The sequence below is a fragment of the Caldalkalibacillus salinus genome (assembly GCF_016745835.1).
GTDB lineage: Bacteria > Bacillota > Bacilli > Caldalkalibacillales > JCM-10596 > Caldalkalibacillus_A > Caldalkalibacillus_A salinus.
This window is the reverse complement of the sequence record NZ_JAERVL010000001.1, coordinates 238,677-250,678: the sequence shown is the minus strand read 5'-3', so window position 1 is coordinate 250,678 and position 12,002 is coordinate 238,677. Positions and strand designations below refer to the sequence as shown.

General features: G+C 44.6%; 9 protein-coding genes. All 9 read right to left on the bottom strand.

All coding sequences use genetic code 11. From position 1 onward, the window contains the following. Nucleotides 1–14: 14 nt before the first annotated feature. Complete coding sequence (gene murB, locus JKM87_RS01160; RefSeq protein ID WP_202076989.1) at nucleotides 15–923, bottom strand: UDP-N-acetylmuramate dehydrogenase; 909 nt, start codon at nucleotides 921–923, stop codon at nucleotides 15–17. Between the two features lie 105 nt (nucleotides 924–1,028). Continuing rightward, nucleotides 1,029–2,129, bottom strand: coding sequence for an undecaprenyldiphospho-muramoylpentapeptide beta-N-acetylglucosaminyltransferase (gene murG / locus JKM87_RS01155; RefSeq protein ID WP_202076987.1), 1,101 nt, complete (start codon nucleotides 2,127–2,129; stop codon nucleotides 1,029–1,031). 12 nt (nucleotides 2,130–2,141) lie between these two features. Next, nucleotides 2,142–3,233: a stage V sporulation protein E gene (spoVE, locus tag JKM87_RS01150; protein WP_202076985.1), complete on the bottom strand. Its 1,092-nt coding sequence runs from the start codon at nucleotides 3,231–3,233 to the stop codon at nucleotides 2,142–2,144. 48 nt (nucleotides 3,234–3,281) lie between these two features. Then, nucleotides 3,282–4,655 (bottom strand): UDP-N-acetylmuramoyl-L-alanine--D-glutamate ligase, encoded by a 1,374-nt coding sequence (murD, locus tag JKM87_RS01145; protein ID WP_202076983.1) that lies wholly within the window; start codon nucleotides 4,653–4,655, stop codon nucleotides 3,282–3,284. Beyond that, nucleotides 4,655–5,614, bottom strand: a complete 960-nt coding sequence (gene mraY / locus JKM87_RS01140; RefSeq protein WP_202076981.1) for a phospho-N-acetylmuramoyl-pentapeptide-transferase — start codon at nucleotides 5,612–5,614, stop codon at nucleotides 4,655–4,657. Before mraY ends, murD begins: the two co-directional genes overlap by 1 nt. Before the next feature lie 14 nt (nucleotides 5,615–5,628). After that, complete coding sequence (locus tag JKM87_RS01135) at nucleotides 5,629–7,128, bottom strand: UDP-N-acetylmuramoyl-L-alanyl-D-glutamate--2,6-diaminopimelate ligase (RefSeq protein ID WP_202078007.1); 1,500 nt, start codon at nucleotides 7,126–7,128, stop codon at nucleotides 5,629–5,631. Between the two features lie 48 nt (nucleotides 7,129–7,176). Then, nucleotides 7,177–9,126, bottom strand: coding sequence for a stage V sporulation protein D (locus tag JKM87_RS01130; protein WP_202076979.1), 1,950 nt, complete (start codon nucleotides 9,124–9,126; stop codon nucleotides 7,177–7,179). 155 nt (nucleotides 9,127–9,281) lie between these two features. Continuing rightward, on the bottom strand, nucleotides 9,282–11,504 hold the full coding sequence (locus JKM87_RS01125; RefSeq protein ID WP_202076977.1) for a PASTA domain-containing penicillin-binding protein: 2,223 nt from the start codon (nucleotides 11,502–11,504) through the stop codon (nucleotides 9,282–9,284). Nucleotides 11,505–11,506: 2 nt separating this feature from the next. Continuing rightward, on the bottom strand, nucleotides 11,507–11,941 hold the full coding sequence (gene ftsL, locus JKM87_RS01120; protein ID WP_202076970.1) for a cell division protein FtsL: 435 nt from the start codon (nucleotides 11,939–11,941) through the stop codon (nucleotides 11,507–11,509). Nucleotides 11,942–12,002 lie beyond the last annotated feature (61 nt).

Sequence of the window (12,002 nt, the reverse complement as noted above, 5' to 3'; positions counted from 1 at the left end):
GTTTCACCTCCGGTTTACCCCTCACCCACCACCTGAACTTCAGGATGCATATCTACACCATATTTCTTCTTAATGATCGTTTGAATATGGTCTATTAAGGTAAGGACGTCTTTCGCTGTAGCGTTTCCTAAATTGACGATGAAGTTGGCATGCATGAGTGATACTTGGGCCCCTCCAACTTGAACCCCTTTCAATCCAGCTTCCTCTATAAGCTGGCCGGCCGAATATGGTTTAGGGTTTCTAAAAACACTACCGCAACAAGGTTGTTGCAAAGGCTGCGTCTCTCTACGGTATTCCTTATGTTTCGATAATTCATCTTTGATCGTTTGTGTGTGACCTTCTTTCAGTTGAAACGTGGCCTGAAGACAGACACCTTTGCGTTCCTCTTGAAGTAGTGAGGTTCTATATGAAAAATGCAATGCTTCATTACTAAGGGTTTCAAGTTGACCATCGTCAAAAATAACCTCAGCTGAATGTAATATACGTGAAACATCAGACCCATGAGCGCCTGCATTCATATAGACGGCTCCTCCAACAGTACCAGGTATACCTCCTGCAAACTCTAGTCCAGTTAAGCCATGTCTGGCTACAATAGTCGCTAATTTAATAAACGAGTAGCCTGCATCAACTGTCACTCGATCACCTTCTATTCTCAAGTGGTCGAGTCCTTCCCCCATCTTAATTACCACACCACGTATGCCACCGTCCCGCACAAGTAGATTGGAACCTTTCCCAATCACACGATATGGCATTTGATGCTCTTGCACGATGCGCATACATGTAATGAGCCCTTCTTTATCATTTGGTTGTACCAATAGATCTGCAGGACCACCGATCTTCCAAGTCGTATGGTTTGCTAGTGGTTCATTCACCCACACTTTTCCCACGTTCGCCTCTTGTAGTTGTATTGCTATATCGCTCATTGGAAACCTCCTCATATGAACGCTGCTTGGGATCTGTTGTCTGTCACGTCTAGGATATTGTATGCCTGATCTAAATGTAGTGTGACAGACGCCTAACAATAAAGATTAGGATTGTATTAAGCGTTGCATCCACTCATAGATGTCCGATGACGCTAAGGGTTTCCCAAGTCGCTGTGCTGCTTGTTTCATATCTATCTGTTCTTCTTCGTTTTTCATCATCTGATTAATCATATCGTACAGGCTTTGGCCTGTTAACTCGTCCTCCAAAATGACCTTTGCCGCACCTTCTTTCTCCAACCAGCGGGCATTCTTCTCCTGATGGTTATTGGTCACATACGGCGATGGGACAAGAATTGATGGAATGCCGAGAGACGTAATCTCAGCAAGAAAAGACGCCCCAGCCCGATTCACAATAAGATCCGTACTGGCGAGTACATGTGGCAGATCATAGATAAACGGTTTGACTGTTAAGGGCATATCCTCTAAATCAAACTGTCGCAACGTTTGTTGTACTTCTTCGTAATGGACTTCTCCTGTGACATATACAAAATGTGTATCCTTCATCTCTTGTAAGCGGGGAACCATATCCATAAACGCTTGATTAATCGCCTTCGCACCACGACTGCCACCGACAATAAGTATCACTTTTTTATCGCTAGGAATGTTTAGCGACCGTCGTCCTTCCTTAGGATCAGCTTCTCGTACTTCAGTTGCTCTAGGGTTCCCTGTGACCTTTACATTTTCATGCTTAAAATAGGGCAAAGATCCCGCAAATGAGGTAGCGACCGCTGTTGTGTAGCGTGCCAAAAACTTGTTCGTTAAACCTGGAATGACATTTTGTTCATGGATTAAAGTCGGAATACCCAGCTTTGCTGCTGCAAAAACGACGGGGCCACATACGTAGCCCCCCGTACCGATCACAATATCTGGCTGAAAATCTCGGATGTACGCCTTAGATCGTCGTACCCCCCTCAGAAATCTAAGGACAGTCTTTACGTTATCGAACGATAGTTTGCGTTTAAATCCAGTAATGTCAATGGTCTTAAATGGCACGTCCGTTTTAGGTACAATACTTGCCTCTAAGCCTTTTTCCGTCCCTATATATAGAAAATGAGAGTCCGGTTCTCTTCTTCTAACCTCTTTTAGGATAGACAGAGCTGGATAAATATGTCCCCCAGTTCCGCCACCAGAAATGAGTACTCTCATCGTTTCACTCCTTTATCGAGCGTATCGAGAAATGTTTAATAGAATACCTACTGCAATGAGCATTAAGGTGAGGGAAGAACCCCCGTAGCTCAGAAAAGGTAACGTTATACCCGTTACGGGAAACATTCCTGTCACAACGCCTATATTAATAATCACTTGGATGGCAATCATACTCACAATACCGGCTGCCAGCAAGCTACCGTATAAGTCTGGTGCTGTGATGGCTACCTTCATTCCTCTCCACAATAATAACGTAAATAGCAATAAAACGGTAGTACCACCGATAAAGCCAAGTTCCTCTGCCAGTATGGCAAATATGAAATCCGTTTGTGGTTCCGGTAGATAGTAAAATTTTTGTCTACTCATACCCAACCCTAACCCTAGCAAGCCGCCCGGTCCAATGGCATATAAGGATTGTATGACTTGAAACCCCGCTCCTAAAGGATCTTGCCACGGATCAAGAAAAGCGGTAATTCTTGCAATTCGATACGGGGCTGCGATGACTAAGGCTGCAAAACCGATCAGACCAAGCATGGCCAACCCGGCAAGGTGTAATAGTCTGGCCCCAGCAATGAATATCATCACGATGGATGTACCGACCATAACCGTCCCTGTTCCTAAATCCGGCTGTAGCATGATGAGACCAAACGCCAAAAACACAATAAAAAGGGGCGGTACGATACCGCGACGAAATTCAACTATTTTCTTTTGATGTTCAGATAAAAACTTAGCCAAAAATATAATCATACAAATCTTAATAAACTCTGAGGGCTGGACAGAAAAAGCGCCAACCCCTAGCCAGCTTTTAGATCCGTTTCTTTCCACCCCAATGATCAAAACGAGTACAAGAAGGGCAAAGCACATGAGTAAGCCTATCTTGGCCCACCTTTTCCAAACCCAATAATCTATGTTCATGACAGCATACATTAATATAAGACCAAGCCCAGCAAATAACAACTGTCTCTTTGCAAAAAAGAAGTAGTCGTCGTACTTGTGATAAGACAGAATGGCACTGGCACTATACACCATCAGTATTCCAATACTAAGTATGGATAAAGTTGAAAAAATGAGTAAAAAATCTGGAGCAGAACGTGCTTTGGCCATGGACATACACCTCTGTGTCACTAGATTTGGGGTAAGTTGTCCCCTTATCTAAAGATTATGCACAGATTGGATAAACATGTCTCCTCTCTCTTCAAATGAAGCAAACTGGTCCCAGCTCGCAGCTGCTGGAGATAAGAGAACAGTGTCCCCTGTTTGTGCGATAACGGATGCTTCAGTGACTGCATCCTTAACATTATCGACCATCATCACGTCCTTTACCCCTGCTTCCTTAGCCACTTCCGTTATCTTTTTGGCAATCTGTCCGTAGGCCACAACGCCTTTTACACAGTGAGCCAAACGTGTATGTAATTCTTTAAAATCTTCTCCACGGTCCAATCCACCCGCGATCAGTATGATATTGTTGTTAAATGATTCTAGCGCCATACGCGTCGCCTGCGCATTCGTCGCTTTAGAATCGTTATAGTAACGTACCCCTTTTAGCTCGCGTACGAACTGTAGGCGATGCTTAATGCCTTGAAACGTGCGTAATACTTCGCGTATGCGTTCTGAATGTGCACCCGCTGCTTTTGCAACAGAGACGGCTGCGATAACATTTTGAAGGTTATGTCTACCTATAAGTGCCACTTCGGAAATCGGTAAAATGATTTCTATCTCACGCTGAGTGTTTTTATATACAATTCGGCCATCGCTTAAATAGCATCCTTTAGACACTTCACTCTCCATGCTAAACCAGACGATATCACTTCTGATTTCACGTCGGAATTGGACGACGTCATTCTGATCAGCATTAAGAACAGCGATGTCTTTTTCCGTTTGGTTCTTAAATATTTTGCCTTTAGAGGCAACATAGTGCGCCCTCGTGTGATGATAGTTCAGATGAGCATCATATAAGTTCAACATTAAGGCAATAATAGGACGGAATTTCAAGGTGCCTAGGAGCTGAAAACTACTCAGTTCAGCCACGATAACTTGTTCATCCGTCGCTTCTGAGGCCACTTCAGACAAAACAGTGCCAATATTGCCCGCAATGAGAGGGTCATGACGATTATCTTTTAACATTTCATAGATTAAGGTTGTGGTTGTCGTTTTTCCGTTTGTTCCGGTGATGCCAATGATAGGGGCTTCAGACAATTGGTAGGCGATCTCCACTTCGGTCATAACGGGAATGCCCTTCTTTTCAGCCTGTTGTAAGAAGGGGATGTCGAAAGGAATGCCAGGATTTTTAACGATAAGGCTGACGTCTTCTTCTAAAAGTGATAACGGGTGACCACCGCAAACCACACGAGCACCACACTCTTCTAGTTCGGTAACCCCCTCGCAATCATGGCGTTCCTTCCGCTCGTTAACGGTTACTTTTGCGCCTAAACGCAACAAAAGTTTGGCCACAGTACGTCCACTTTTGGCCAAACCTAGCACAAGGATATGTTGTTGTTGGTAGTTGACGATTGCTTCATCTCTCATTACATAAACACCTCTAAATATATTCCGAGTCCGGCAAAACCAATCGCACTTAGCCAGAACACGACAACAACCTTCCACTCTGACCAGCCACCTAACTCAAAGTGATGGTGAATAGGACTCATTCTAAAGATTCTTTTCCCTCTTGTTTTGAAGGAAACGACCTGAATCATCACAGATAGTGCTTCAATAACGAAAACACCGCCGATAATCACGAGTAATAATTCAGTTTTAGTTAGGATGGCGATGGCTGCTATCGCGCCACCTAGCGCTAGGGAACCCGTATCTCCCATAAATACTTTAGCGGGATGAGCGTTATACACGAGGAAACCAAGGACGGTGCCAACGATAGCGGCACTAAAAATCGCCACTTCAGGTTCAGAAAATCGCCACGCTAACACAGCATAAGCACCAAAAGCGATAGCGGCCGTTCCTGAGAGGAGCCCATCTAAACCGTCAGTGAGATTAACAGCGTTCGAAGCCCCCACCAACATCACGATTAAGAACGGAAAGTATATCCACCCTAAATCTAAACCGTATGATGTCCCTGGGATAAACACTTCAGTTGAGTGACCATTTTGTATGAGAAAATAGTAAAAAATGAGTGCAATCATTAATTGGGCGAAAAGCTTCTGTTTGGCTGTCAAACCAAGGTTTCTCTTAAAGTATATCTTTATAAAATCATCTAAAAATCCGATTAAGCCGTATCCCAGTGTAACGAGCATGAGCAAAAAGATCTCCACCGTATGATCAGCAAACTTAATGACGGTAAATATCAGCGCAAGTAAGATGATGCTTCCTCCCATCGTTGGTGTACCCGCTTTTTGCTGATGTGACTGAGGCCCTTCATCTCTTATGCTCTGACCGAACTTTAATCGATGAAGAACAGGTATAAACAATGGCGCGAGTAAAAAAACAATCAGAAATGCCGCCAGTATTGTTAATAAAAGTACTGAAAACATCCGCTATCCCCCCTTTACTTCTTGTTGTTTTGGATTGCTTGACGAGCGACTTCTCGATCATCAAAATGGATTGTTTCATCCTTCAGTTGTTGATACGTCTCATGACCTTTCCCAGCAATCACGACAATATCTCCGGGACTGGCCTGTTGTATCGCTGTATCAATGGCTGTTTGTCGATCAACAATGCACGTATACCGCTCTTGTGGCGTGCCGGTCTGAGCCAATCCGTTTTTCATATCATTTAGAATCACTTGGGGTTCCTCGGATCGCGGATTATCAGAGGTTAGGATCGCATAGTCAGCGTGCGCTGTTGCGATTTGGGCCATCAATGGTCGTTTGGTGCGGTCCCTATCTCCTCCACAGCCGATCACACAAAAGACTTTACCTATAGCAAACTCCTGCACCGTTTGTAAGACGTTCTTCAAGCTATCAGGCGTGTGGGCATAATCGACCAATACTGTATATGGCTGCCCCTCATCCACCACTTCTAGTCGTCCAGGCACGCCCTTTACTTGAGCAAGGCTGTGTTTGATGGACGTTAACGAAATTCCTTCAACAAGCGCTGCGGCGATGGCTGCGAGGGCGTTATAAACATTAAATTTCCCTAACATCTGTAAACGGACAGTTTCAGACCCTTTATAGTATTCGACTGTAAATGTGATTCCTTGACTGGTCAATTGAATATTTTTGGCTCGAATGTCAGCATGGTTGTCTATACCATACGTGACGACTTGGGCTGGTGTGATATCTCTAAAGTAGGTGTGTGCTTCATCATCCGCATTCAAAATCGCATACTTACGATCTTGAGGATCATATGTGTTACCTAGCTGAGCGAATAAGAGTCCTTTTGCTCTCTGATATTCCTCCATTGTGCCATGGTAGTCTAGATGATCTTGAGTGAGGTTGGTAAATACAGCGGTACCGATATTCGTTCCCCGTAGCCTTCCCATATGTATCGCGTGAGAGGAGGCCTCAATAACAGCATACTCACATCCAGCCCCAGACATACGGTGAAAAACGTTTTGAAGTTCACTAGACTCTGGCGTTGTGTTGGCAACTTCTTCTACGTTATTCCCGATTTTTGCACCTATCGTACCAATACGCCCTGTTTTGTGCTGGGCGTCTTCGAGTATCTGTTCAATCAAATGCGTGACGGTCGTTTTACCGTTCGTTCCTGTCACACCGATGACCCTAAGCTTTTGAGTCGGATGCTGATAAAAGGTGTCAGCTACAACCGCTAAGGTTCGCCTCGTATCTGGGACGATAATAACAGGGATATCGGTCTGAACCGGTTTCTGAGCCACGATGACCTTGGCACCTTTTTCTACCGCTTGTTGTACGTACTGATGGCCATCAACATGAAAACCTTCTATACAAACAAACATGGCGCCAGCTGTGACCTTTCTAGAATCCATCTCGATCGATGTAATCTCCATGTCTTCGATTTTATTTAGAACTTGATCATTTTGCCACTTGTAGGGTACAAGGGGCTCGATCAGTGTGAGTAATTGCATTGTGATCCCCCAATTTATTCTATTATTAGTCAACACACATGATCTATTTTAATCTTCTTCGTCCTGTTTGTCATCCTCTTCTTCGCCCAAATATACACGAATAGCGGAGCCTTCCTTCACATTTGTTCCCGGTTCAGGAGATTGCTTGATGACTTTTGTACCCGATCCAGAGGCGTCTATTGGAAGTTGGAAGTAACTTTGCTGTAGTTGTTTTGCGGTCATACCGATGAGAGAGGGGACTTCATACGTGATTTCGTCTCCCCACATGTATTTCTTTTCCAATGGGCTTTCTCTTTTTTCTACCCCCATGTAATCTAGCGCATCACCAATAATTTGACCCACTATCGGGGCGGCCACTACACCCCCAAATTGTATCGTATTTTTGGGGTTATCAACGCCAACGTAGACGACAATTTGAGGGTCATCTGCTGGGGCAAAGCCTATGAACGATACGATGTGATTGTTCTCTAGGTAACCCCCACCCGGCGCTACTTTCTGTGCGGTACCCGTTTTTCCGCCTACACGATACCCTTCAACGAAGGCGTTTCGTCCCGTTCCTTGGGCAACGACAGCCTCTAGTGCCTCTCTTACCTCTTGGGAAGTCTCATCTGAGATCACTCTTTCTTTAAGCGTAGGGGTATTTCTTCCTAATACCATGCCTGTTTCACTATCATGCCATTCCTTAGCAATATAGGGTTGATAGAGGTAACCCCCATTGACAACAGCCGATACAGCAGCCACTTGCTGAATAGGTGTGACAGCAACCCCTTGCCCGAAAGCTGTTGTTGCCGTTTCGACAGGGCCTCTTTGTTCCGGCTTGAATATGATCCCTTCTTGCTCTCCTTGCATATCAATCCCTGTTTTTTGACCAAACCCGAAGTTGTTTATATATTCGAATAATGTATCCGTTCCTAAACGTTGCCCTAGTTCTACGAAACCGGGGTTGCACGAATTCTGAACCACCTCTAAAAAGGATTGATGGCCGTGTCCCCCTCGTTTCCAACAGCGTAGCCTCGCACCAGCCACCGTGGTGTGACCAGGGTCATGGAAGTGATCATGATGTAAATCAACTTTCCCCTCTTCTAGGGCCGCTGCCAAAGTGATAATCTTAAACGTGGAACCCGGTTCATACATGCTGAATACTGGTAGATTACGGTTGTACACTTCAGCTGGGTACTCGTTAAACCGACCTGGGTCATAATCTGGACGACTCGCCATAGCTAATACTTCCCCCGTATTCGGTTCCATTGCGATGGCAATAACGTGATCTGGGTCGTACTTGGCTACGGCGTTATCCACTTCTCGTTCGATAATTTTTTGCACACCTGCGTCAATGGTTAAGGCTAAGTCATCCCCATCCTTAGGAGGGGTATAGACATCATGTTGGTTAGGCATGAGCTTACCTTTGGCGTCTGAGTAAAACGATACTCGCCCATCATTTCCACTCAATATATCATCATAAATGAGCTCTGAGCCTACAATGCCTTGGTTATCTATACCTGCAAACCCAAGCACGTGAGAAAGAAACTCACCATTGGGGTAATACCGCTTGCTGTCTTCTGCTATCATCACACCAGAAAGACCCAACTGTTGCACTTCACGTGCTTTTTCATTACTAATTTTTCTGCCTTCGGGTTTGATATCAACGATCATTTCTCTCTTTGTGATCGTCTGATAGATTTCTTCTTCACTTGCGTCTAAGACATTGGCTAATTCCCGTGCCGTTTTTGAAGGATTATCCACTTGAGCTGGAACGACAAAAACAGAAGGGGCGCTGATGTTATAAGCTAATACTTCGCCATTCCTGTCTAATATCTTTCCTCGTTTTGCTTCAAATGTAATATCTCTACTCCACAACTCATTTGCTTTTTCAGCTAACCAGTTTCCCTGAACTAATTGAACGTATCCCAGCCTTGAGCCTAAAACTAAATAGATTAGGATACCGACGATAAGTGCGACAAATAATCTTCTACGAACGGTTACCCCTGATACTCGCACGAATTTCCCCCCTACACCACTTAGGATTTCTTTTTTCCATATAACCCTATTCAACTTGTCTATGTTCTAGAACATGCAAGATATTCTAGAGCACTGAAGTGTTGGTGTAGAGGGGCTATACATCTCATCGCGCAAGACGCTAGACCACTGTTTGTTTATGTCTCATCAGCTACATCATCTTCATCTTGTGTATGATTCGCATCGTTTTCACCAGGCTGATCCGTTTCTCCTTCATCTGTTCCCTCCGATTCTGTGTACCTTGGTTCAAAGTTGATCGTCATCTCGTCTCCCGCTCTTATGGTGGCACCTGGATCTAAACTTTGATCCGAAGCATATCCACTACCGACGATGTTGACTTGCACTTGGGCCACGTTAGACCAATCCAGTACTGATCTAACGGACCACTCAGTAAAATCAGGCACCTGAGTCTGTTGCTGACGCTCACCTGTCAGTAAGTATATCCTAGACCCTTTTGGTAGCTTCGTGTGGGGCGCAGGTAGCTGTTCGCTTACAGTTGTACCCTCACCGACAGTCACAACTTCAAGCCCTTCATCTTCAGCCTTCTGTCTTGCTGTCATAATAGACACACCTTTATAATCTTGAACCGTGACTTTGTCTACTTCATGCGGCTGTATATTCTCTTCTTCTTCCCCTACTTCGGGTAATACACTTAGGTACTGGAGGCTGCTTCTCATGATGTGCTTAAATATTTGCGCAACAACTGAGCCGCCAACCGAGTAATGTGTGACATCCGGTGCATCGACAGCAACATAAACAACCAACTCTGGATCATCCTTTGGTGCCAGACCAATGAAAGAGTGCACGTATTTATTTTGGTAATAGCCCCCATCTGGTGAAGGTTTTTGAGCCGTTCCTGTTTTACCAGCCACATTATAACCGTCAATATAAAAATTTTGACCCGTCCCTTCCGTTACCACCGTTTCAAGTATGTCAATCACTTCACGCGCTGTTTCTGTGGAGACGACAGATTCTTCTCTCATGATAGGTTCATTTTGCATAATGACCTCGTTTGACTCACTGTTGACAATGCTATCAATAATATAAGGTTGGTAGAGTGTCCCTCCATTGGCAATGGCATTAATGGCGGCGACTTGTTGGATCGCTGTCACCGCCACACCCTGACCAAAAGTCATGTTCGCTAATGTTAACGGTGGTAACCCTTTAGGGTCATTCACAATACCCCGACTTTCGTTAGGAAGATCTATCCCTGTTCTTTCACCAAATCCGAACCGATAAATGTAATCATAAAATGTCTCCTTCTTGATACGCTCTGAACCTAAAATAGAAAAAGCTACGTTACTCGATTTTTGTACCCCTTCTAAGAAGGTAATCTCACCCCATCCCCTACCGTTATGGTCCCTTATTCTGCCTCCAGGTAAAGAATATGAACCCGACATATATTTCTCTTTCGGATTAAAGACCCCTTCTTCAATAGCGGCCGCCAACGTCACAATTTTAAAGGTTGAGCCAGGCTCATACGTACTAGATATAGCATGATTGACGTAGTTTGTGATAGATGAATAATGATTAGGATCAAAGGAAGGCCTTGAAGACATTGCTAATATTTCTCCAGTCTTCGGTCGAGACACGACGACGGTCATCCCTTCTGGCTCGTACTGTTCCTCGGCTTGATCCAAGGCCTGTTCAACGTAATGTTGGATTCGATCATCAATGGTGAGGTAGACATCGTCACCATTTACCGGTTCAATGATGGAGCTTATCCCATCAGGGAGCCGTTTCCCATTTCTATCCTGTTTAAACTCAATCGTCCCGTCTTGTCCTTTGAGTTCATCATTGAGGTGAGCCTCTAACCCCATGACAGATTCTCCTTCACGGTTGATAAACCCTATTACATGTGAGGCAAAATTATGGTTAGGATAAGCACGTTTGTTCTCTTCTCGGAAAATAATGCCGGGTATATCTAGATCATTTATTTCCTCCATTGTCTCACGATTGACCTTCCATCCACCTGGTCTTAGCTCCACTTGATACTCATTCCCTTCCCTCGTCATCAGGGAAGCAAGTCTCTCTTCGGACATCCCTAAAAGCGGGGCTAAGGCTTGTGCAGCTTCCTGCGGATCCGTAATATATTCAGGCGCTTTGTCGCTTAGCACCGCGATAACAGTATAAGCCTTCGCTTCATGAGCGAGCATTTTACCGTTCCGATCGTATATTGTGCCTCGTTCAGCAGGTAGCACATTTTCACGACTATACATCTTTTCCCCTTGCTCCTGTAAATAAGACGCTTCAACCACTTGAAGCACATAAAAACGATAGATCATAGAAAAAAAGAGCAATAAAAATATTGCTCCCATTAACTGGCCTCTTTTGTTCATCTTGCGTTTTTGTTTGTCCATACTCACGACTCTCCTTCCCTCTTGCCGTCTGCTTGTCTGTCTTGGCTGGTAAAAGGCGGCGTTGGTAAGATACGCACCGTTGACTCGGTTAGGCTAAGTCCCCATTCTTCCCTGGCAATTCTCTCAATTCGTTCAGGTGAACTCAGTTCGGCTACCTCTAGAGAAAGGGCGGCGTTTTGATCTTCAATATTGACCACTTCCCTTTCTAGCGTTTGAATGTCGTAGCTCAACTGAGAAATAGTGGCACTTCTCATGAGTAACAAGCTTGATACCGTGACGACGATGATGACCGTGAGCAAGTATAGAACTTTTTCCCCTGTCGTCATTCCTTTTGGAGAAGAATGAGGCTGTGTCTGTGGACGCTTTTGATGTGTAGGATTGACACGTTTTTTATGTTCCTTTTGATATTGTGTTGCAACATTTCCATATTGGTACATCTTATCGCCCCTTTACCACAACTGTTGTCGCCTTTAGCGCTAAATTTCTCTTACACGGAAG